Origin of the sequence: Psychromonas sp. SR45-3 (assembly GCF_014163575.1) — a bacterium.
GTDB lineage: Bacteria > Pseudomonadota > Gammaproteobacteria > Enterobacterales > Psychromonadaceae > Psychromonas > Psychromonas arctica.
Window position 1 is genome coordinate 18,062 of the sequence record NZ_JACJDP010000037.1, and the last position, 24,164, is coordinate 42,225.

Here is a 24,164-nt window from a genome sequence, read left to right on the forward strand (position 1 = left end):
AACTTCCTTTATTCAACTAACTGATAACGATTAACTCACCCTGACATACTTGCCATAGTGACGCAATACGCCGCACTGTAATGCGCTCTTTGTTCCAACCAGTTCCTGTCAATAACTCTGAGTTTTGCTGTATTCAGCTTTACTGTATTCCCGCTTACTGCATTCACCTTCACTGTTTCGATTACTACTCATTTCTAATCACCTTAACTGACTTTTTAATGCTCAATTTGTGCGATTTTTGTATTATCTATTGAGAAAGCTAAGCGCCTAACAGTACTAACCACAACTTTGTGACATGACACCATTGTGTAGTTACAGTTAAGTGGTAATCTTTTGCGGGTTACACATCTATAACAAATTGATAACAAGATACAAATAGACTAAAAGGGATTAATAAAATGCAGAAAATTAAAATGCAGAAAATTTTTAAAAACGGAATAATTGGATTAGCGTGTTTATTTTCATTCAATGCGATGGCGGAAAACTACACCATCGGTACGGGTAGTCAAAGTGGCACCTATTATCCTCTCGGTGGCATACTGGCTAAAATCTGGAGTGAAAATATAGAAGACTTTGATATGCGTGCGGAAGTAACGGCAGCATCTGTTGAAAATACTATCAAAGTGTCAACAAACAAGCAGCTTGCAGGTATTGCCATGGGTAATGTTGTGCTACAAGCGCATGAGGGTGTTAAACCTTTCCCACGTAAAATGGATGTCTCTGTACTGTTTGCTTTATATCCAAATGTTGTGCAGTTTATTGTGCCTGCAGATTCTAAAATTCAATCTATTCAAGACCTTAAAGGTAAGCGTATTTCACTAGGTGCGCCGGGTTCAGGTACACGTGTAAGTTCAACTAATATTCTTGCTGCTTTGGGTATTACGGAAAAAGATATTGATGCGCAGTCACTTAACTACACTGCGACTACCAGTGCAATCTCTGCAGGACAAATTGATGCTGGTGCTATCGTAGGTAGTATTGGCGTAGGTGCTATTACAGAGCTTGCTTTTACTCACAACATTCGTATTTTATCTTTTACGCCTGAAGAACTGAAAGCAGTCACAGCAAGTAATGCTTCTTACCAAGAAATCGAAGTACCTGCTGGTAGTTATAAAGGTGTAAACGCATTTAATGCACCAGCAGTGTGGAACATCTTAGTGGTTAATAAAAACTTAGATACTGATTTAGCTTACAAAATGACTAAAGTTGCTTTTGAAAATATGAGTAAAATTAATCAAGTGATCAGTGTGACTAAATTCACTACATTAGAAAACATGAACAAATTAAAAGGGATTGATTTACACCCCGGTTCACTTAAATACTTAAAAGAACAAATGCAATAATCTCGATAGATTTCGCTTAAAGAACAAGTTCAACGTGAATAATCTTTGAGAGAATAATTAATAAAACGGTTAATAGGCATTTATTAGCCGTTTTATTTTGTGTAAAACAATAAATAGATTACATGTAACAAGCAACAATTAACGGTAAGTACAACTTTTAACATCAGTCTTTTAACTTGATTTAATCATTAACGTAATCAAGAACCAATCTATAAATCTAATAATATTTGGTGACCCTGTGGAGAATAGCATGAGTGAATCTACTACTACGTGTAAATGGATTTCAGACAAAATAGTATTAATTGCTGCACTAGCAGCTATATCATTATCAATCTTTCAAATATGGCAAGGAATAACAGCTGACTTAGCCGCTACCATATTTAGACCTATTCACTTAAGTTGGGTATTAATCCTAGTGTTTTTTACCCTACCACTGATTAAATCACAACGTTCGACAGGGTTATACCTAATTGGACGAGTCATAGACTTCATCTTTATTGCCGCAATAGCTTGGGCTTCTTACCATATTGTTGCCTTTGATTATGATGATATTTCATTCTTATTAGATGGCCTAACCACACTTGACCAGATATCCGGTTTAATAATTTTAGTATTATTACTGGAAGCAACAAGACGAACGGTTGGTCTAGTCATGGTGTTTATCGCTGCATTATTTTTAGTTTATGCGATTTTTGGTAATTACCTACCTGGGTCAGTGGCAAGCAAAGGCTTTGCGATTGAGGAGATCATTAGATTCCATATCTATTCAACCAATGGTGTTTATGGCGCACCACTTGCAATTGCTGCCGGTGTGGTCTTTATTTTTGTATTGTTTGGTGCTTTTTTACAGGTCACTGGAGCCGGTAAATTCTTTATCGACGCATCATTCTCGATTGCAGGTAAATATCGTGGTGGTCCGGCAAAAGCGAGTGTTATTGCTTCAGCCGCGTTAGGTTCAATTTCAGGATCTGCTATTGCTAATACTGTGACTACAGGCGCATTAACCATACCGATGATGAAAAAGTTAGGCTATAAACCAGAACAAGCGGCAGGTATTGAAGCGGCTGCATCTACCGGTGGTCAAATCATGCCACCTGTTATGGGAGCGGGCGCGTTTGTAATGGCTCAGTTTACGGGGATACCTTACAGTGAAATATTATTAGTATCGATTGCTCCTGCTATTTTATACTTTGCTTGTACCTTGCTTTATGTTCATCTAATGGCGTGTAAATTAGGCTTACAAGGCATGGAAATAACTGAAAAGATTTCCGTAGTGTTAAAAAATGGTTGGCATTTCCTGGTGCCATTAATTTTAATCACTAGCTTACTGTTAATGAGTTATTCTCCTATTTTGGTCGGTATTTCGGGCTGTGTTGCTATTTTGGTGGCTGCCACGTGTAGAAAACATAGCCGTATCACCGTAGGAGTCTTCTTTGAAGGCATGAAGGAAGGGGCTTTATTAGCATTACCTATTTCTGTAGCCTGTGGTACTGCGGGTATTGTAGTCGGTGTGGTAGGACAAACAGGAATTGGTTTACAATTTACACAGTTCTTGATGGCATTGTCAGGCGGTTACTTATGGTCTGTATTGGGCTTGATTGCAATCGCAGCGGTGATCCTTGGAATGGGATTACCAGTAACCGCAGCTTATATCGTTTTATCTATTATGGCGGTGCCAAGCTTAACTGAGTTAGGTGTAGGTTTATTAGCGGCGCACATGATTGTATTTTGGCTATCGCAAACCTCTAATGTAACGCCACCTATTGCATTGGCAGCCTTTGCCGCTGCAGGTATCGCTAATACTTCGCCGATGCGATCCGCAGTTCAAGCATTTAAGTTAGCACAAGGGTTTTTCATTATCCCTATTATGATGGCTTTTTCTGGATTGATTTGGATGGATGGTCAAAATGTCGACTTTGTTATTGCTATCGTATTAACCATTGGTTTAATCGTTGCATTTGCTGGCACTATAGAAGGGCGTTTAGCCACTAAGCTACCGTTGCTTGCGCGTGGATTATTATTGATTGCTGGTTTTACTATGTTAGTGCCTTATCTTTACATCAATATAGCCGGGATTGCGATCATCGTGGTGGTTTGCTTGATTAACTATCGTTTATCTCGAACTGAAGATGAGACTGTTGCTGCTTCAATTTAAAGTTCATTGATTTAACCTTCATAACCTAACTCCTATAACTTAACCGCTATCACCTAAAAGGGTAATAGCGGTTAATATCAAATCCTAGTGTTAATAAATATCACTGTTAATGTCTAACATTCAATTCCTAGTTACCAATGTTCAATACCTACTAACTAATCATTAATACCTAGTAATTAATGCCATATATTACTCTCGTCATAAATTGCAATGATGACTGTATATACATACAGTTAAATGGGTAATTTTGATTTTAATAGTAAACTCTCAAACATTTAACACATATTTGAAGCATTAATGTTTATTAATTGAACAAATTATACTAAATCAGTAGGTTAATGTGATTATCCGCTTTTCATTGCATTCTTACTTAACTGTTTATTTATACAGTTAATGTTAAATGTATCACTTTCAATATTAATTTTTAATAATCTTTTAAATTGTATTGAACGATCGTTCTATCTGTGTTTCAATATTATGCTCATAAAAAGGAGCATGACATGATCAAGTTTTATTTTCACCAAACACCAAATCCGATGAAAGTGGCTTTATTTTTAGAAGAAACTGGCCTTCCCTTTGAGTTAGTTGCACTTGATACTTTAAAAGGAGAGCAACATACTTCTGAATATCGCCAAATAAATCCAAATGCAAAAGCACCTGCTATTGAAGATGATGGCACACGTGTTTTTGATTCAAATGCGATTTTGATGTACTTATCTGAAAAGACTGGAAAATTAGCTGGCCAACCAGGTGATCGTGCTGAAATGCTGTCTTGGTTAATGTTTATTGCTTCTGGTCTTGGTCCATATTCTGGTCAATGTGTTCATTTCCGTCATGCTGCACCTGAAGGTAATGATTATGCAGTTAACCGTTATTTACGCGAAGCACAACGTCATTATGAAGTATTAGATACACATTTAGCGGGTCGTGAATTTATTGTTGGCGAAGAGTATACTATTGCTGATGTTTCAGCTTGGGGCTGGATTGATAAAGCGGCCGTTGTATTGGGTGAAGAAGGGCTAACACCTTACCCTAATCTTAAACGTTGGTTTGATAGTATTAATAGTCGTCCAGCAGCTGCACGAGCTAGAGAAATGGGTAAAGACATCACATTTAAGAAAGAGTTTGATGAGGATGCTAAACGGGCATTTTTCCCATCAAACTATCCTAAGGTTTAATCATTACATTGCTAAGGAATTAATATGACCGAACAATATACACCGCCTAAAGTTTGGGTTGAAAACACCGCGGGTGGTAATAAATGGGCGAGCATTAATCGTCCTGTTTCTGGCGCAACTCATGAAAAAGTATTGCCTGTAGGTAATCATTCGCTGCAACTTTATTCATTAGGCACGCCTAACGGACAAAAAATCACTATTCTTCTTGAAGAGTTACTAGCCGCAGGTGTTAAAGAAGCTGAGTATGATGCTTACTTGACCAATATCGGTGAAGGCGAACAATTCTCTTCAGGATTTGTAGGTGTAAATCCTAACTCTAAAATTCCAGCGCTGGTGGATAAATCGGGCGCTCAGTCTGTTAATGTTTTTGAATCTGCTTCAATTTTGGTTCATTTAGCAGAGAAATTTGGACACTTTTTACCAACACAAGGGGCAGCGAGAACAACGACTTTTAATTGGTTATTTTGGGCGCAGGGTTCAGCTCCTTTCTTAGGTGGTGGCTTTGGTCATTTTTATGCTTATGCAGATGAAAAATTTGAATACCCGATCAATCGTTTTGCGATGGAAGCTAAACGTCAATTAGACGTTTTAGATAAACAACTTGCTAACAATACCTATGTAGCGGGCGAAGAGTTTACGATTGCTGATATCGCAATATGGCCATGGTACGGAAATTTAGTACTTGGTAATTTATATGATGCTGCAGAATTTTTACAAGTTGACACTTACACGCACGTTTTACGTTGGGCTAAACTGCTTGAAGCGCGTGAAGGTGTGCAAAGGGGACGTATCATAAATCGTTCTTGGGGTGAGGAGTGGGAACAAGTTCCTGAGCGTCATTCAGCTGCAGATATTGATGCAGTATTAGCTAAAAAACCAAAATAGGTTTAAAGCTTAGGCGTCGAGTGGGCGTACGTACTATAGAAGTACTATAAAAGGCTAAGTAAGATAACCTCCTACTTGGCCTTTTTATATTTTATAATCTAACTATTTAGCATCGGCAGGCAATAAAAATAAGCCAGTGGGATTAATTGTTAAAAAAGCACGCTCAGCTAAAGACGCATTGAATTGCGAAGAGTTAAGCTGCAATAATATTTCATGGTCTTGCCAAGTCACACTCACTTCGTACATCGCCCCCATATAAGCAACCTTATTTACTTGGCAACGTTGACTTTCATCACCTTGATTAGTTAAAAGAATAGCTTCTGGCCTAACACCAATTAAATAGTTTCCACTTTTAAAACCTTCAACCATGGTCGGATCGGCAGGGGTCTTGTAACCATTAATATTAATTTGTTCGCCATCAAACTGACCAGGGAAGATATTAGCTTCACCCATAAAGTTTGCCATAAACATTGACGCTGGATTTTTATAAAGCTCAGTAGGAGAACCTTGCTGCATAATTTCGCCATCTTTCATCACTATCACGGTATCCGACACGGCAAACGCTTCGGTTTGGTCATGCGTTACATACAAAGAAGTAATATTAAAACGTTGCTGCAGTTCACGAATAGTTTCACGCATGCTACGGCGTAAATTCGCATCTAAATTACTGAGTGGTTCATCAAACAACAATACTTTGGGTTTTAATACTAACGCACGGGCAAGTGCCACACGTTGTTGTTGACCACCCGATATTTGATCCACATAACGCTCACCAAAGCCTTCTAAATCGACTAATTTTAATGCTTCGTCAACACGTTGTTTAGTTTCAGCTTTAGAGATACCTAACATCTTTAATCCATAGGCAACATTTTGGTGTAATGATAAGTGCGGAAACAATGCATAGGACTGAAACACCATACAGATATCACGTTGTTGAATCGAAGTATTGGTGACATCCTCGCCATCAATAAATATTTGACCGCTGGTGGGCTTTTCTAGACCGGCCACTAAACGCAACACCGTCGTTTTCCCGCAACCAGAAGGACCTAATAAGGTGACTAAACTGCCTTTTTTGATCTCTAGGTCTAAGTTACCGATGACTTCTTTATCGTCAAATTTTTTGCAAATATTTTTTAATACTACAAAGTTTTCATTTTCCATTTTACTGTTTTCCATTAGTCGTTACTCCAGTCATTATTCTTGGTTGGTTGCTTTAGAACGAGATACACGAGTATCACCAACAAGGAAGTCAAAAATCAAAATAATTGCTAGCATCACCACGATCAGCACTGACCCGTAGGAAATAGCGATACCGTATTCACCATCTTCAACGCGATTCAAAATATAAGAAGTGGCAACACGAGTTTCCGGTGTAACTAAGAATATAATGGCGCTTACTGTGGTCATTGCACGCACAAAGCTATAAATCAGTGTCGATAAAATAGCTGGTTTTAATAACGGTAATAGAATATGGGTAATCGTTTTTAAAGAATTAGCACGTAAACTTAATGAGGCTTCATCCAATGATTTATCCAATTGTCCGAGTCCTGCTATACCAGAACGAATCCCAACGGGGACATTCCTCATCACCATTGAGATCACCACAATAGCGGCCGTTCCCGTCAAATAAATAGGGGCATCATTAAAGGCTAATATGTAAGACACACCAGCAACTGTTCCAGGTACAGCAAAACAAAGCATGGTTGAGAACTCAATGACTTTTTTGCCACGGAATTGTTGTCTAACCACTATGTATGCAATCAATAAACCGAAGAAAGCGGTGATTGGTGCGGCAATACCAGCATAAGTCATGGTAGTAATTAAAGAAGGCCAAGCTCCTTCACTCATCCCCATACCAAATAGGTTGATATAGTTATTAAATGTAAGACTGTAATCGACACCCCAGTTAACAGTAAAGCTGCCATAAAAGATGCTGCCATAAAGGAGTACGTTAAAGGCCATCCAAAAATACAGGAGACCTGATACACCTAGTTTCAACGATGGTGGTAGTGGCTGAACATCACCACGGTAAGACTTACCTGAAATAGTCACGTATGAACGTTTACCAATCCATAGATACTGCACGACAAAAATAGCTAAAGAGAATAATAGTAAAATTGCACCTAATGTACTCGCCGATGCATAATCAAGTTGCGCACCTGCAATGTAGAAATAAATCTGCGTTGCTAAAACATCGAAACTACCGCCCAGTACTAAGGGATTACTAAAGTCAGCCAGCGATTGTACAAAGATGATTAAAAAGGAGTTAGCCAATGCAGGTTTTAATAATGGCATCACAATTTGAAAAAAGGTTTGGTAACGGTTAGCACGTAATGTATATGAAGCTTCTTCTAATGAAGGGTGTAAAGATTTCATTGCACCGTCAATGATCATGAAAGACATAGGTGCAAAAGCAAGTACTTGAGCCATCCAAATACCAGTAAAACCATATAACCAGTTAGTTTGTTCCAAGCCGAACCAGTCGACCATTAATTCGGTAATGTAACCAGAACGACCTAACATTAGTGTTACGCCCAAACCTACAACAAAGGGTGGAGTAACAATCGGTAGAATAGAAAATATGCGCGCTATAAAAGCAGAACGTTTTGCAATACGCGTAGTATAAATGGCAAAAATGAGGCCAAAAAAAGTGGCTCCGATACCAACTGATGTGCCTAACATAACCGAGTTTAATATAATTTGTATAATGTGCGATTTAGTAAGTATTTCAAGGAACTGGAACAGTACAAAATTACCCGCATCATCCTGAAACATCGGTACAAAAATGGCAATACTTGGATAAATGATAAAAGTAGAGATCAATATAATGATGGAAATGAGTGAAGCAATAATAAATACATCGCCACCAAGATATTCCATTCGTGAAAAGGCGAGAGTCATGACTGCGCCAAGGCCAATGAATAAAACAATCGTGGAGTAACCTAAACCTTGTTCAGTATACCAAGACGAAAGTAATGTTATAAACATACATAAAATAGAAAAAACAATATCAAACCAGTGTTGTTTTTTGGCATATTTATTTTGGATTTTACGAGGACGAAGTAATAAACCGAGCGGTAAGATAAACCATAACCAAGAAATATTAGCTGAGCTCCAGCCCATGGCCATGTTAATTTCTTCAAAAGTGGAATCGAACACCCCATAATCGAGTGAAAAACTGGGTAGGAATATAAAGCCGGCAAGTAGCACTAAAACCCAGTAAAAAATAGGATCTCGATGTTCAGGAGTTGGCCGGTGACGGGTAGATGATTTATCTGTTATATCATTCATTGTAAAGTACCGAGTTAATAAAAAGTTATTTTTAATCAATTTGTTAGATTAAGTATTCCCTATCTGCTCACTGCAAGTGGAAATGTAATTTGTAATCATGATTGAGAGTAGAATTAACATAAAATGTTAAGAGAAATGAGCAGTACTAATACTGCTCATCTAAGTGCAGGTTATTCACCCATTTTTACTTGGTTTACCCATTTATCGATTAAACGTTTACGCTCACTAGATGATCCGTATTTATTCATATCGTAATTAATTAAGGTTAGTTTTTTAGGGTCCAGTGCATTAGGTGATTGCTCTGCCGTTGTATTGGTTAAAATTTGGAAAGATTGACCTTTGTTCCAAGCTAATTCCTGGCCTTCTTTTGATAATACATAATCGACAAAAAGTTTTGCATTATCTAGGTTACGAGCACCTTTAATAATACTCACACCACCAATTTCATAACCTGTTCCTTCACAAGGAGAAATAAGCTCCAGTGGTGCACCTTTAGATTGTTCAAGTGAATAGTCATGTAAGAAGCCTACACCGATTGCGATTTCACCACGCGCGGAGTTACGAGATGGTGTTACACCTGATTTAGTGTATTGAGAGATGTTTTTATCTAATGCTTTGAAGTAATCAAACGCTTTATCTTCAGTCCAAAGTTGGATAAAGGTTGCTAATGCAGTGTAGGCAGTGCCTGAACTTTGTGGATCAGAAATTTGAATTTCATCTTTGTACTCTGGCTTAGTCAGGTCACTCCAACAACGTGGGATTTCTAACCCTTTCTCTGCAAGACGTTCAGTATTCACACCAAAACCAAGAATACCCATATAAACGGCAGATGAGTAATTACCTTTACGCTTAGCTGGATCTTTGTATTGATCCATAATGAACTCAAGCTGCGGAGATTTATAAGGTTGCAGTAAATCCATTTCACCTGCTTGAGATTGTGGATCTAGCGTACCACCATACCAAACATCGGCACGAGGGTTCTTTTTCTCTGCTTCAATTTTAGCAAATGTACTACCAGAGCCGTTGCGTACAAATGAGGTTTTAACATCATATTTTTCAGAGAATGCTTTGGTTTCTGCAGAACACATTGCATTGGTTGCACTGCAGTAAACAACCAGTCGACCTTCAGCAACGGCTTGTGGTGCAATGGTCATTGTGGAGCCTAAAACACAAGCGGCTAATAATGTACGTTGAGTGCTAATTTTCATATTCTTCCCTTCCTTTTTTTGATAAAAAACTAATATTTCACTTCTTGAATAAATAATGCCAAAGCATTTAGTCTCGTTATTCCGTTCAACTATTCTGCTAATACAAATATGAATAATGGTGTTAAAACAATCTGATTTTTATTAGTGAGAAAGCACAAGTATTAGCAACTAAGATCAAAAAAATGACTAGCCATTCGCGTTATCTCGCACATCCTGTGCTTTTACAAAAGGTAAGATCAGTAAGCCAATACAAGCTGCTGATAACGTAATTACACTGAAAAAACCTTCCCAATTAAATCGTTCAATAATTAATGCAAGCGGGTAGCTAGCAAGTGCTGCGCCTAGATACCCGAATAATCCTACAAACCCTGTTGCTGTCCCTGCTACATCTTTGTGTGAACATTCTGCTGCGGCCATTCCAATCATCATTTGAGGGCCAAACACAAAGAAACCAATGGAAAAAAAGCATCCAGATAGCACCACAAAATTATCTACAGGTGTTAACCACAGGGCAGAAACAGAAGCAAAAATACCCAAAGCAAAAATCAAAATCATCGGAGCGCGGTTGCCACGGAAAAATCGGTCTGATCCCCAACCTCCAAATAATGAACCAAGAAAGCCGCCTATTTCAAACATGGAGACAGCCGCATTCGCTGAAAAAAGTTCAAAACCATGTCGTTGCATTAAATAAAGGTTTCCCCAATCATTAATAGCGGTACGTACGATATAAACCAAAAAATAAGAACTGCATAAAATCCAAATATACTTATTACCTAATACATAAACAGTCAGAATTTTTTTAAAATTTAATCCTTTACCTTCTTGTTCGTGTTGTTTTTCAAGTGCATCATTTCGCCACTCACCGACACTGGGTAGCCCTAAACTGGTCGGTTTGTCCTGCATTCTGAAACATAAAACAATACCAACTAATATCGCCGCACTCCCTGGAATAATGAACCCATAACGCCATCCCCAGGAGACCGCTATAAATCCAATAACGATGGGGATCAACGCGCCACTTAAATTGTGGCATGTATTCCAAATCGACCACCAAAAACCACGTTCAGAACGAGAGTACCAAGTGGTTAATAGCTTGGCACAAGGTGGCCATCCCCAACCTTGAAAAAACGCATTCGCTACCCACAATGTGGCAAACATGAATAACGATGAACTCAAGCCAAAGGCAATATTAATCATGCCCGTTGCGATCAACCCCAATCCCATAAAATAACTAGGCTTTGATTGATCACTGACCATCCCGGAAAAAAATTTAGATAGGCCGTAAGTAATATAAAAAAGTGTCCCTAAAAAACCGATATCAGAATGTGCTAACCCAAGGTCGGAAAGTAAAGCTGGCATCGCAAAGTTCAAACTTTTACGCGTAAAATAAAACATGCCGTAACCGAGGTACATAGATAACATTAAGTGCAATCGCCAGTATTGATAAGTGGCATTAATCTGTACTTGATTAGTTATCGTTTTAGCGGGTTGCTCAGAGGTTAAAAAACCCATCATGTGTAAATTCTCCTAACTGAAAACGATGGTACTCAATGGTGTTGGTGAAAGAGTGAGACTAGTTTTTAAATGTCTAAGAAAAATTCCTAGTTTTGCTGTGTAAGGCGAAAAGTTGTGGTCTAGGTAACATATTAGTTGTCTACTTTACGGTCTATTAGCTCATTATTAATAGCTTTAGTTGTTGTCATTTTAGTCTGCGGTGGAAAAGGCTTTGACGGGTAAATGAATGACTATTAGCGTGCCAGGGTAAGAGGTTGCTAGGTTTGTTAACCTTATTGTCGGTTGTTGAAGTTCAGCTGCTTTTGCTTCTCGGGTTTGTATTCTTATTTCCCCCCCCAATGCACTGGTCCGTTCTTTAATGCCTTTAAGACCTTGTCCATTACTTTGCCAGTCATCGGGGAGACCTATCCCATTGTCTCGTAATTCTAAGGTAAACACTTCACCGGGCAGTAAACTTAACTGCACTTCACTTGCCTGCGCATGTTTACTGACATTGTTTAATAATTCTTGCACGATACGGTATAGCGTAACGGCGGTAATATCATCAAGCTTAGTAGCCGATAAACCAAAGTTTAGTTTAAAATCGATATGCCTATCTGCAAAGCGCATCTCTGCACTCAGCTGCCTAATGGCATCTTCTAAGCCTAATTCATCAAGGGAATGAGGGCGCAACTGAGTCAATAGCTGCCTTGTAGAGCTGTGTATTCTTAATGCTAACGTGTTAATAGTCGTTGCGATATCTTGACTATTTTTATCCTGACTCACTTTGCCAGCAAGCATCGCCTGGATTTGAATCGCTGTAATATTTTGGCCAATTTCATCATGTAATTCACGAGCCACAGACTTGCGAATATTTTCTTCCGCTTGCACGAGTTGCTGTGTTAACTGTTGCTTGTTAGAAAGCTCCATTGCTAAATCAGAGTTAACACGATGTAGTTGCTCAGATAATAAAAACTGCCTACTGATTGCGATCCCTAAACCTAATCCAACTAATGCTTGGCTAGTCATAAAAATTTGTAACTCTTGATCTGATTCAAAGGTACCTGTGATCTGTCTCGCGGTGGTTAATAGTATGCTGTTAATTACACCCGCTAAAACGCCACCTTGCCAACCGTATTTATAGGCCATAAAGATATTTGGTAGTAATATAATTAACAGCACCAAGGGTTTCATTGTTTCTAATAGCGTTAATTCAGCAATCAGCCCGATACTAAAAAAGCCTATTCCCCAGATGATGGCAGACGGCCGTAGGCGGATCTCTTGATGAACCAGAATCGGACTTAATGGTAACCATATTTTATGTTGAAGATAGTCATAAAGCAGGTACAAAAATGGAGCGAGTAAAATCCCACCAGTTAATGCGGACATGGTCGCTGAAAATACATAACTAAAGGGTAAATTTAAGGGGGTCACAAGCAGTAAAATGGCTAAGCCACAAAGTAAACTGTAAAGAATAGTAAGAGCAGATAGCGCAAGCAACTTTTGCCAATAAGTATCTAAATACTTCCAATAGTGGCTAAACGGTATGGCAATGATGTAGGGTAAAAAAACAAACATGAATAATAAATTTTCGTGTTCATTTTCGCTCAAGAGATAAAGCAAACTAGTAACAATGAACAGTTCACTAATTATAAAAAGGTGCCACATGCTACGAGGGGCAAGGGTGAATGTGATTAGTTTTAACCCTGTTGGCAGCAATAAACCCGCTAATAAAATATCCGCTGATAAGTAACGGCTAATGTTCCATAAACAAAACCAGCTAATGCTATAAATTAAAAAGCTAAATATATAAACAAAAGCGAGCTTAGAGAGGCTGTGTTCACCAATAATGTAATGATTGAAAACATCTTGTTTGCTTTCAGGTAAAGGGGACTTAATAGCCATTTGCTTATTCTGCCAATAGTTTATGCCGAAGTGCAAAACGAATAAGGTCAACATTATTTTGAAGGTCTAACTTACTAAGAATATTCGCTCGATGTACGTGTATAGTTTTATGGCTAATGAAAAGCTCATTACCAATATGCTTCACATCTTTACCTTGAATAAGGTGGTTGAATACTTCTGTTTCTCGCTTTGTTAACACATTCAATGGTGATGGTGTTGATGCTGCATTACTTAAATTAAATAATGCATCCGCGCATAAATAACGGTCACCTTTAGCCACCGTTCTAATAGCCGCAACTAATTCCCCTGGACCACAACGTTTCGATAAATAACCGCAGGCTCCTGCTTCAATAGCTTGGCTTACAAAGGAGGCTGAGTCATAAATAGATAAAATAATCGCTTTAAAATTTGGTTGTACTTTGCGTAACTTTCCTAATAACACCAGGCCACTTTCATCGGGCATTGAAATATCAATAACAGCAACATCTAATTTAGTATTTGCGAGTGCTTGATAAGCATCTAAAGCACAACCATGTTGGCTATGTACTTCTATATCTGCTTCAACACTCAATAATTGGGCAAAGCCTGAACGTACCATAAGATGATCATCAACTAACGCGACGGAAATCATGTGAAACCCTTGTAATAAAAACATCTAAAATGCGCATGTTACTGCAAAGTATTAATCGAGCTTAAGCTTGTAGTATCACGGGAGTTTGTTAATGTAATCAGTTGTTATTTAAGGAATAGTAACTGATAATTTTTCAAATTGTATCCTAGTTAAATATTCGTTAAATGTAGTTTCATCATAGAAATTAAATTTATAATGTTAATTTTTTCTGATTAACGATAAAAAAGTCAGCGTTATAGCTCAGATTAGGTGCACTGTTCAAGTTTAGAGGTAGGTTAGGTGACTAGACGAAGAGTCTATGTTTCAATATTCAATGGTTAATAGTTGATAGTCAATAATCACCAACCAGATATTCGTATTAAATTAAAAAGTAAAAGATAAATAATAGCTAAATAAAAATCAAATTGAATACAAAACAGAAGAGGTTGTCATGCCGTTATTTGGTGCAATAGAAGCAGGTGGCACAAAATTTGTTTGTGCAATAGGTAGTGAAGAAGGTCGTATTTTAGAAAAAGTGACCATTCCAACATCAACCCCAGACGAGACACTTACGCAAGTGATCTCTTTTTTTAAAGATAAACCTATACAAGCATTAGGTGTGGGTTCTTTTGGACCAATTGATCCCAATATTGATTCTCCTACCTATGGATACATTACAAAAACGCCCAAGCCACATTGGAGTGACTACAACTTAATAGGCGTATTGAAACAACATTTTGATATACCCATCGGTTTTGATACCGACGTTAATGGTGCCGCACTTGGAGAGTTAAAGTGGGGGGCTGCAAAAGGGCTATCATCTTCATTGTATATCACTGTTGGTACTGGAATTGGAGCTGGTGCGGTGATCGAAGGAAATAGGGTGCATGGTTTATTGCATCCTGAAATGGGGCATATTATTGTAAAAAGGCATCAAGACGATACTTATCATGGCACTTGTCCATTTCATGGTGATTGTCTTGAAGGATTAGCCGCTGGCCCTGCTATTCAAAATCGTTGGGGTAATTTGGCAAATACATTACCCGCTGAACATCAAGCTTGGGAAATGGAAGCTTATTACCTAGCACAAGCACTGGTTAATTATATTTTGATCCTCTCTCCAGAAAAGATAATTATGGGAGGAGGGGTAATGAAACAAGCCCATTTATTTCCTTTAATTAGACAAAAAGTGAAAGAAATGTTGAACGGTTATGTTCATAAAGCAGAAATTTTAACGCATATTGATCACTATATCGTACCTCCGCTGTTAGGTGATAATGCTGGCATATGCGGTGGTATTGCACTTGCAATTAAAGCTTAACTATTTTGACTGAAATTAATCCCAGTAAATAATTAAGCCATAAATTGCCGAGCAAGCAAAGATGAAAAAGGAAGTTGATCTTCTTTATTGTCGCTCTTTACTGCTCTTTTGATACAGACTTAAGGAGCAGACTGCTTGTGCTATTTTTAATAAAATAGATAAAGCAGTCTGCCATTGAATGTTGGGTAATAATTCCTTCACCTTCCATCATGGTCAATGCATCGTAGCCTTCTTTACCTTTCATTGTATAAGCAGAAGAACTGCCATAATAAAAGGTCTCATGGTCAACCTTTTTCCAACCGCTTTCTTTTGTATAAATAACTAGTTTAGCAATACGTTGACCCATTGGACGTTCATTATAATAGCGAAAACTCAGGTTATGAGTATAAGGATAACTTCCCGAACCACTTCCCATCACTCCATTATTGATCGCATTATTAATAGCTCCCTCTAAGGCCTGAGCAATATATTTTCCTTTGATACGATAAACGCCAATAGGCACAACGAAAGGCAGCAATTTACCTGCAATATCTGCTACTGAAATATTACCGCTATTTAAAGAGGATCTCACGCCACCTGCGTTATGGATTGCAAAGTCAACTTGATGCCCATTGTTATTCATCATATGCACAAATGATTGAGCGACTAAAGGCGCAATTTCGCTTCCTCCCTCCACATCCGGTATACGAATATGACGCATACTCTCAGCGATAGTTGCAATCACTGTACTTTGTAACTCGCGTACTCTGGGGATATATTTATCAAGTAGCAAACTTTGCAGTTGTAGGTCTTTTTTACACACAACCACATTTTCATGTTGCGCGAGATAAAGGCTGGCTTTGTTATGGAGCTGATCCTCATGTGTGGTCAACAAGGTTTTATCAATACATAAGCGACGACCTATTAATAACTCGTTTTTACCATTAAAAGCAGTTACAGAACCGTCGGCGGCAAAGTCAATTTCACAGTGGCCAAGTACCTGTGAATGACATCCTGCTTGAACAATATAAGTATCATTAATTTTTAAACCGTATTCAGACTCTTTTTTAAACCCTAAAGTACTGAAATCACCTTGTAATACATGAGTGTGACCACCTACAATTAAACTAATACCATCTACTTTATCTGCTAAATCACAATCGCCCTCAAAACCTAGATGACTTAATAATATGATTTTATTAATACCGGTTGCTTGAATCGATTTAACAGTATTAATAGCTGTTTGGTAAGCATCAACAAAGGGCGTATCTAGGTCTACATTGGCAATATCTGCCATCTTATCGATTGAAAGTCCAAATATTGCAATCGGCTCGCCATCTACAATACGCGTGATCCAGCGTGCAGTCTGATCCTCTGGTTGATAAGAAAGTAAGTTTGACCGACCATTTAACTGATGAGATTTAGTGGTTAATTCGTTCGATAAGTCCCAGTTACCCGCTAACAATGGAAACGTGATCCGATCCAGAAAGGTCGCAACAGGTTCGTTGCCCATATCTAATTCATGGTTACCAATCGTCATCATATCAATACCTAATGCATTGAGCATATCGGCATTTGCTTTACCTTTGAACAAAGAGAAATACAGTGTGCCTTGAAAACAATCACCGGCATGCACAAATAGAAAATCTCGCTTATCTGCTAGTGCGTTAGCTTTAAGTTGTTTAACTCGTGTAGCAATGCGTGAAAAGCCACCATTACTAACATAGGGAGAGAGCTTTTCCCCGTCGATATTCAGTTGTAATTGCAATGCCTGGGGTTCAAAGTAAGAGTGTGTATCATTGATATGTGCCAATGTTATCTTCATTGGCTTATTGTTTTTTATCATAAACCTTCATTTTTATTATTTGAATCTAAGTACTGTTTCATTTGATAGTAACGTATTAACCATGACAATATCATTAATACATTGATGACTGTTTTTTCAATTTAAATTAAATAACCATGCCAGCTCAAAGCTCAATCTATATTTAATGAGTCACACTCTACCAATAATAATAAACTAATCAATTAGTTAAAATTATCTGTCGCCCCTTAATCAGTTGAATAGATAGAAGTAAGCTTACCTTCGCAATTTAGATACCGCCCCTTGACTGTGTATTCATATTTACAAGTGTGTTTAACAATATATCGATATTAAGCGAAGTAGGGAGGGAATAGAGGTTTACGTCCGATGGTTCGAAGAATTAATTATTACTGACTTACTTATCAGTATAAAAATTGTATGGGTATCGATGCAATGTATGAATCGATATTATTTACAGGAGCTAATAAAAGTCCTAATTATATTCAGCTATAAAAAAAGGGTACTTGTTGATATCAACAAGTACCCTAAAACTAAAGCAATAGTTTGCTAAGTTTCAAACCGTTATCACGTTTGTAATTACTTCTTCCAAGCAAATGATTCAAACATTGTATCTACAGGTGTTTGAGCAACATGGTTGACATAGTTACTGATCACTTTTTGAGATAAACCAAGAATAACTTCTAATACTTGTTGTTGACCGTAACCTGCTGCGAAGAATGCTTCCATTGCTGCTGCTGGCACATTACCGCGGTCACGTACCATGCTTAATGTGAAGTCTTTTAACGCTTGCAGTTTTGCAGTTGGTAAAGCAGTGTCATTACGTAAAGCTTCTGTAATGGCAGTATCTACTTTCATTGAATGTGCGATTGCAGTGTGTGCAGGGACACAGTAATGACATTCATGTTCAACATTTATTGTTTGCCATACAACCGTTAACTCTTCTGCATTAAATGAAGTACTTGCAAATAATTCATGTAATTGTGTGTAGGCTTTTAAAAGATTTGGAGATTCAGCCATCGTACCAAAAAGGTTAGGCACAACGCCCATTTGTTTAACCGCACCTTCAAGAATTGCTTTGCTGTCTGCTGGAGCTGTTTCTACTGTATGGATTTTAAATTCGCTCATTCTTTTACTCTCTCTAGTGATCAATCATTATTGAAATTAGTTTCTAATGAGAAGTTAATTCTCTTAAGTGAAGATACTATAAACAACAATGAACGACTGTTCAAGTGATTTCTGAACAAACGTTCAAAATGTGTTTGTTTATCGTTTAATTAGCATTTTAATTCGTATCATTATTTCAATAATTATAAAAATGCTGATGAACACAAGAGAAATAGATTGGCTTTAGGCTATTAGTTTAGGTTAAAAGGGGATTAGCTATTTGAGTTTGTTCAAGGCAGTTTAAAGTGATTCAAGGTAGTTCAATGTAGTTCAATTTATTTGGAGAAGTTAAAAAGATAAATAACTTAATATAAAAAGCCCGTTTCATCACCAAACGGGCTTAAATGTCGTTTAAAAGTTTATGTGCATATTAATGGAAAGGTGCGCCCACAAATATTTCATCAATAAACTTGTTAACTATTTCTTTATTATTGTTTAGCTGAGCATAAGTTCTTAAACCTATGATTTGAACTTGCAGATAACTTGCAAGCTCCATTGCATCTTTGCTTTTGTCTAACTCATCGGCATCAATAGCATCTGTAATAATACCCGCCAGTCTATTTTCTATATTAGAGAGTATTTCTTTTACTTCATCTAAAAGCTCTTTATTATCATTTTCAGTTAATTCAGACAGCGACTTCACAATCATGCACATACAACTAGGTTTGCCATCTAGATTATCTATAATAAGTTTCTTAATGAATAATTTTAGACCTGTTAATGGTGTTGCAGATTGATCTAAACAATCTTGTAATAAGTTACCTGTTTTTGCAGCGTAGTGATGTATTGCTTCTTTGAATAAATTGTCTTTGCTACCAAAAGTCGCGTATATGCTACCTGGACGTAGATCAATAGCCGTTTGTAAGTTACGCATAGATGTACCATGGTAACCTTTTTCCCAGTACAAATTAGTCGCTTTTTCAATAACCTCTGTACGATCAAACTTAGCATTTTTACTCATATTGATTTCTTAAATTAATAATAGAACACTCGTTCATTATACATTAACAAATTAATCTTTCCATGGTCTTTAATCATGATTTACTTTTTACTCACTCAATTCAATTTATTCAAATGACCCTAACTATTAATAAATGACCGCACTTTAGCGATCTTTAGCTAATCGTATTTTCTACCTATTTAAGTATTGTTTTGAAGAGAAAGCATTAAATGTATAAATAAAATCACTAATAAATTATTTATATGTGACTTGGTAACCTGCACTTGATGATTGATAGGTGTAGGTTTTCAATGCAGACAGTGATTCGTCAATGACATATTTAGAACGTCGGAGTTGTTATAAAGAGGTTGAAAAATCATATCATGTGTACAGTGACTACATAATGCAGATGATAGTCAAAAATAGTTATTTAATGAAGATATGAGCCAGCTCTTTTTGTTTGCAAGATATTAGTTTAATTAGAGACAATCATAAGGAGAGTGTTATGTACTTAATTACTAATCGTAAACTATCTAAAGCAAGCAATTTGAGATGTTTTGGTAAATCTCCTAATGTAAAAGGACCTAATGAATTGCGTTTAGTTAGGGTCGATAAATTAGAAAATGGATGGAAAGTAGAGCCGCTTGATGACCAACTGACGGCCAGCAAAGTCAAACAACTAAAATCAAAATATCATCTTGATATTGATACTGACAAGGAATGGTATGCCAGCCTTGAGGTCGCCTGCGAACTCTTTGAACGTGCTAGCACAAAGCAAAAGTCTATTTTATTTTTTGTACATGGTTATAACAATGATGTCGAGGATGTTTTAAAAGCCGCTTATGAGATTGAATCTTTATATAATGTAATTGTTGTGCCATTTACTTGGCCTGCGAATGGAGGAGGTGTTATTTCCGGTACCGGCGCATACCTTAGTGACAAATCTGATGCACGAGTTTCAGCTGGTGCACTTAATCGCACCATTGGCATTATTCAACAACTGCATTTATTACTGACGCATTCTTTACAACTTAGGCGACAAAAAGAGGCGTTTAGAAAACATCCTAATAACCCAAACGCAGAAGCTTCTCTTTTTACCAAATTAATGGCATCTGACTGCTCTGTTACAATCAATTTACTCTGTCACAGTATGGGAAACTACGTTTTGAAACACACGCTTTCAACCAGTGAAAACCAAACATCAGGATTGGTGTTTGACAATATTTGCTTGGTTGCTGCTGATACTAATAATAAAGACCATGCTAATTGGGTAGAAAAGCTTGATGTAAGGAAAAGAGTTTATGTTGTGATCAATGAAAATGATTCAGCACTGAGAGCATCACGCATCAAACCGGGTAAAGAACAAAAAGCGCGATTAGGTTCGTATCTCAAAAAACTAAATAGCCCCAATGCGGCGTACATCGATGTTACCGATGTAAATGGTATTGGTACCGATCATACTTATTTTAAGGGAGAGTCGGTCAATGAAGACAATGCACTTAAAGCTATTTTTGAAGGTATGTTTAACGGAAAAGTCGTTGAACCCTTATTAGATTACCAAGTTGATATGAATACCTACAAGTTATAATTAACTATCTGATGAGGTATAACTTTCTGAATATTTCTCTGAATATTTCTCTGAATAGTTTTCTCTGTTGAGGCATCGTTTCTGTAAATATAAAAAGGCCACTAATTGGCCTTTTTAATTTTAAGATATGAACTTTAAAAATAAGTGTCTCTAGATCGCTGCTCATTTATTATTTTTTATCAATTTCCTTCTTAACCATTTGTTTTTTAACAATTTGTTTCTTATCAATAAAAGCACTTGGCATTACTTCAACACCGACTAATCGACCTAACTTTATAATAATTGGGATGGTGATAGGGGCAAACGGTAAAATAGCAAACACCCCTAAACCTAATCCTTTTAATACATTAACCATTTGCTCATTGGCCATTTTCATCTCAGCTTTGCTCGCTAGGCCTTGTGTATAATTTTTATAGGTGGTTAACATCAAGATCGTTTCTTGTTTTTCCTGGGCTAAAGCAATCTTTAGCTTAATCATTGCACGCCTAGTTTTTAATCTAAGCGATAGTTTTTCGATACGCAAAACGCGTAATGGCGCTTTGTGAAAATAACGTAAGGTTCTCATTATTGACTCATTATTTTTTAGTTAATAATAATAGTAATTTTGAAGCTAACGTTAGTAATAATAAACATACACCACCCGCAACAATACCGACTAGCCCTGTTAATATGGTTGGGGCAATATATTCAAAGAGATAACTGAGAGAAAAAAAGTAATGCTCAATATGCTGAACAAGATCTGCGATGAAAGAGATGTTATGAACGAGAATGCCACCGCCTACTAAAAACATCGCGATGGTGCCTACAATGACTAGAAATTTCATTAATAACGGAGCAAAAGCTAATAGAAAATTACCTAGTATCGTTTTTAACGTGTTTTCATTTTCAGTATTTGCATTTTTAAGCAAATATAGGCCTAAGTCATCGAGTTTGACGATCGCAGCTACTAAACCATAAACAAAAACAGTTAAACCAATGGCTAAAGCAATCAGCACCAATACGCGAGTTAATATGTCTGCACCGGCAATAGTACCTAATGCAATTACTACGATTTCAGCTGATAAAATAAAGTCTGTGCGTATTGCCCCTTTAATTTTATCTTTTTCTAGAGCAACGAGGTCAATATTTTTATCCGCATTTGCTTTGATACGTTGTTGTTTAACTTGCTGATTTATTTCTTTTTTTTGATTGGGAGCAAACAAAGAATGTGCTATTTTTTCAAAACCTTCAAAGCATAAATATAATCCCCCCATCACCAGTAAAATAGTGATCGCTGAAGGGAAAAAAGCACTGAGTAGCAATGCAACAGGTACGATAATGGCTTTATTTATTAAAGAACCTTTAGCAACCGCCCAAACCACGGGGAGCTCTCTATCGGCTTTTACACCTGAAACTTGTTGCGCGTTTAAAGCAAGATCATCGCCTAAAACACCTGCTGTTTTTTTAGCCGCAACTTTGCTCATTAATGCAACATCGTCTAATACTGCAACAATATCGTCTAGTAACGCTAATAAACTTAATCCTGCCATCGTTATCCTTTTTTATATGAAGTATTAAATATAAGAATTTATCTGAGTAAGGGCGGTGAGATAATTAGTCAAGCCGACCCGTCACTATATAACAGTAATGTCCAATGGCTCAGTGTTATCTTTATGATCTTTAAAAAGTTTATTGAGTAAAAAAGACATAAATAAAGACCAGCCATCAAGTAGACATCGAAATTAAATTTTGGTTTACATTAACCCCTGTAACTTGCTTTCTTATACAAAAGTCTTATGAGTATAAAATATTACGAATAAATACAAGTTTTATCATTAGCCTGAATTGACTGTCATTTTCAGTTACTTTAATTGCTTAAATTTAACATCAGTAACATCAGTTTTATCTTTGTTGGTTTAGTTTTTCGGGGTTATTTAGTTTTTGGATAGCAGCTAAGGCAAATAACATGACAAAAGTTGTTGGTTTAATTGTATTAAATAGTTTTTACCAAACGGGCCGTCTTCAAGGTCTCGTGATAGAAACTCAGGCAAATCTTTATCATATTCATCACTGAAAAATGCAATACCACAGGCAATAGAAGCAACGCTGTCGGTATCTCCCCCGAGTCTTATCGCTTTATCTAAAACTTCTGAAAGGGAATTAGATTGAGATAATACAGTTAATACTGCGTCGATAGTATCAATAGCATTACATTCAGTTCGATCGACTTTATCTTCAATAAAAAACTCATTGGTCTGTAAACAGACATACTCAAACAGACCATGTTTATTACCTAGTTTGTTAACAAAATAATAAACAGCTAATGCGACGGCTTGAGAGGCTATAATTCCTTCATGAGTGTTATGCGTAACAGCAGCTTGTATTCGCGCTTTTTCTAACATCTCGGTTTTGTCTTTTATTAAGCCTAATGGAACCGAGCGCATGGCTGAACCGTTGCGCACACTATCTGCATAGATAGTGTCAATGAATTCAGCCGCGGACTTTGTTTTTAATAAAAAGTGGTAGAAGTTATCTGAGTAAGTTTGTCTTGGGTCACGTTTAAAGACCTTTAAAAAATACTCAGCAACTAATAACTCGTTCCATACGTTTTGCTCGTTGAGCATTAACTCACAAATTGCTATCGTCATCTGAGTATCATCGGTATAAGAACCCGCAGGGCGGTTATCTAGCCAAGGACGATGATATTCTGTAAGACAATGCTTTTCTTCAATATAATCGGTTTCAGTAAATTCAAATCCGGCTCCATAAGCATCGGCCATTGCAATAACTAATAACATATTTTCCTTCCTTGGCCTTTCATCACACATTCCTTGTATTTATCAACTGGTATTGTCGAAACACTATATAGTTAACTTCAAAAATATCGATTTACGTTTAATTAATTTCAAATACATTGATTTTCAAACAAAGCGATATTCAAACAAAACAACATTGAAACATTGTAGACATAATTAGAGGGCATCAATATTATACATGGTTACTTATAACATGAATAATAACAACAGCATAAGAGTTAGTTGCATCTTGTTAGCTGCATCAAGTTTCAAATAAATTATATTTTTATTTATATAAAGTTTGCTTATATTACTTTGATAATCAATTTGCTGTGATCGCGTTTTGTCTTTACTCCTATCAGTAATACCTTCATTAATAGACACTTCGACATCATTGACCGGTTTATTCCAGTATCGCCTACCTTAATCTTTTATTATCGAAGCTGATGACATATAACTTAATAATTAATTGTTAATAGGTAATAGGTAATAGGTAATAGGTAA

The 24,164-nt window shown here is 36.9% G+C and carries 18 protein-coding genes; 6 read left to right on the forward strand and 12 right to left on the reverse strand.

Annotation, left to right across the window (positions count from 1 at the left end; translation table 11 throughout):
• The first annotated feature begins 398 nt into the window (after positions 1-398).
• From H5084_RS15735 to yghU, 4 genes are all read left to right on the forward strand, one after another.
• Positions 399-1,343, forward strand: coding sequence for a TAXI family TRAP transporter solute-binding subunit (locus H5084_RS15735; protein WP_245600454.1), 945 nt, complete (start codon positions 399-401; stop codon positions 1,341-1,343).
• A 250-nt stretch (positions 1,344-1,593) separates the two neighbouring features.
• Positions 1,594-3,498 (forward strand): TRAP transporter fused permease subunit, encoded by a 1,905-nt coding sequence (locus H5084_RS15740; protein WP_182691402.1) that lies wholly within the window; start codon positions 1,594-1,596, stop codon positions 3,496-3,498.
• A 500-nt stretch (positions 3,499-3,998) separates the two neighbouring features.
• On the forward strand, positions 3,999-4,676 hold the full coding sequence (locus H5084_RS15745; protein ID WP_182691404.1) for a glutathione S-transferase family protein: 678 nt from the start codon (positions 3,999-4,001) through the stop codon (positions 4,674-4,676).
• A gap of 24 nt (positions 4,677-4,700) precedes the next feature.
• On the forward strand, positions 4,701-5,561 hold the full coding sequence (gene yghU / locus H5084_RS15750; protein ID WP_182691406.1) for a glutathione-dependent disulfide-bond oxidoreductase: 861 nt from the start codon (positions 4,701-4,703) through the stop codon (positions 5,559-5,561).
• A 102-nt stretch (positions 5,562-5,663) separates the two neighbouring features.
• On the opposite strand, the gene fbpC is transcribed toward yghU, so the two are convergent.
• The 6 genes from fbpC to H5084_RS15780 form a co-directional block, all read right to left on the reverse strand.
• The gene (fbpC, locus tag H5084_RS15755) at positions 5,664-6,737 is read right to left on the reverse strand and encodes a ferric ABC transporter ATP-binding protein (RefSeq protein ID WP_211235694.1); all 1,074 of its coding nucleotides are present in this window, start codon (positions 6,735-6,737) and stop codon (positions 5,664-5,666) included.
• 18 nt (positions 6,738-6,755) lie between these two features.
• A complete protein-coding gene (locus H5084_RS15760) occupies positions 6,756-8,852 on the reverse strand; it encodes an iron ABC transporter permease (protein ID WP_182691408.1) in 2,097 nt (698 codons plus the stop codon).
• Between the two features lie 170 nt (positions 8,853-9,022).
• The gene (locus H5084_RS15765) at positions 9,023-10,060 is read right to left on the reverse strand and encodes an ABC transporter substrate-binding protein (protein ID WP_028870172.1); all 1,038 of its coding nucleotides are present in this window, start codon (positions 10,058-10,060) and stop codon (positions 9,023-9,025) included.
• Between the two features lie 186 nt (positions 10,061-10,246).
• Positions 10,247-11,575: an MFS transporter gene (locus H5084_RS15770; RefSeq protein ID WP_037072235.1), complete on the reverse strand. Its 1,329-nt coding sequence runs from the start codon at positions 11,573-11,575 to the stop codon at positions 10,247-10,249.
• A gap of 189 nt (positions 11,576-11,764) precedes the next feature.
• Entirely contained in the window at positions 11,765-13,459 is a 1,695-nt protein-coding gene (locus H5084_RS15775) for an MASE1 domain-containing protein (RefSeq protein WP_182691410.1), read from the reverse strand.
• 4 nt (positions 13,460-13,463) lie between these two features.
• Positions 13,464-14,090, reverse strand: a complete 627-nt coding sequence (locus tag H5084_RS15780; protein WP_028870175.1) for a response regulator — start codon at positions 14,088-14,090, stop codon at positions 13,464-13,466.
• A 430-nt stretch (positions 14,091-14,520) separates the two neighbouring features.
• Between H5084_RS15780 and H5084_RS15785 the strand changes: the two genes are divergently transcribed.
• On the forward strand, positions 14,521-15,390 hold the full coding sequence (locus tag H5084_RS15785) for an ROK family protein (protein ID WP_028870176.1): 870 nt from the start codon (positions 14,521-14,523) through the stop codon (positions 15,388-15,390).
• Between the two features lie 97 nt (positions 15,391-15,487).
• Here H5084_RS15785 and H5084_RS15790 read toward each other — a convergent pair whose 3' ends face one another.
• The 3 genes from H5084_RS15790 to H5084_RS15800 form a co-directional block, all read right to left on the reverse strand.
• On the reverse strand, positions 15,488-17,215 hold the full coding sequence (locus H5084_RS15790; RefSeq protein ID WP_182691412.1) for a bifunctional UDP-sugar hydrolase/5'-nucleotidase: 1,728 nt from the start codon (positions 17,213-17,215) through the stop codon (positions 15,488-15,490).
• Positions 17,216-17,770: 555 nt separating this feature from the next.
• Positions 17,771-18,319: a carboxymuconolactone decarboxylase family protein gene (locus H5084_RS15795; RefSeq protein WP_182691415.1), complete on the reverse strand. Its 549-nt coding sequence runs from the start codon at positions 18,317-18,319 to the stop codon at positions 17,771-17,773.
• Between the two features lie 409 nt (positions 18,320-18,728).
• Positions 18,729-19,319 (reverse strand): TetR/AcrR family transcriptional regulator, encoded by a 591-nt coding sequence (locus H5084_RS15800; protein ID WP_182691417.1) that lies wholly within the window; start codon positions 19,317-19,319, stop codon positions 18,729-18,731.
• A gap of 484 nt (positions 19,320-19,803) precedes the next feature.
• Between H5084_RS15800 and H5084_RS15805 the strand changes: the two genes are divergently transcribed.
• Positions 19,804-20,886 carry an alpha/beta hydrolase gene (locus H5084_RS15805; RefSeq protein ID WP_182691419.1) on the forward strand — a complete coding sequence of 361 codons (1,083 nt, stop codon included), beginning with the start codon at positions 19,804-19,806 and terminating at the stop codon, positions 20,884-20,886.
• A gap of 169 nt (positions 20,887-21,055) precedes the next feature.
• On the opposite strand, the gene H5084_RS15810 is transcribed toward H5084_RS15805, so the two are convergent.
• The 3 genes from H5084_RS15810 to H5084_RS15820 all read right to left on the reverse strand — a co-directional run bounded on the left by H5084_RS15810 (position 21,056) and on the right by H5084_RS15820 (position 23,663).
• Complete coding sequence (locus H5084_RS15810) at positions 21,056-21,451, reverse strand: hypothetical protein (protein WP_182691421.1); 396 nt, start codon at positions 21,449-21,451, stop codon at positions 21,056-21,058.
• Positions 21,452-21,461: 10 nt separating this feature from the next.
• Positions 21,462-22,415 carry a DUF808 domain-containing protein gene (locus tag H5084_RS15815; RefSeq protein WP_182691423.1) on the reverse strand — a complete coding sequence of 318 codons (954 nt, stop codon included), beginning with the start codon at positions 22,413-22,415 and terminating at the stop codon, positions 21,462-21,464.
• 402 nt (positions 22,416-22,817) lie between these two features.
• Positions 22,818-23,663: an ADP-ribosylglycohydrolase family protein gene (locus tag H5084_RS15820; protein ID WP_182691425.1), complete on the reverse strand. Its 846-nt coding sequence runs from the start codon at positions 23,661-23,663 to the stop codon at positions 22,818-22,820.
• Between the last annotated feature and the right edge of the window lie 501 nt (positions 23,664-24,164).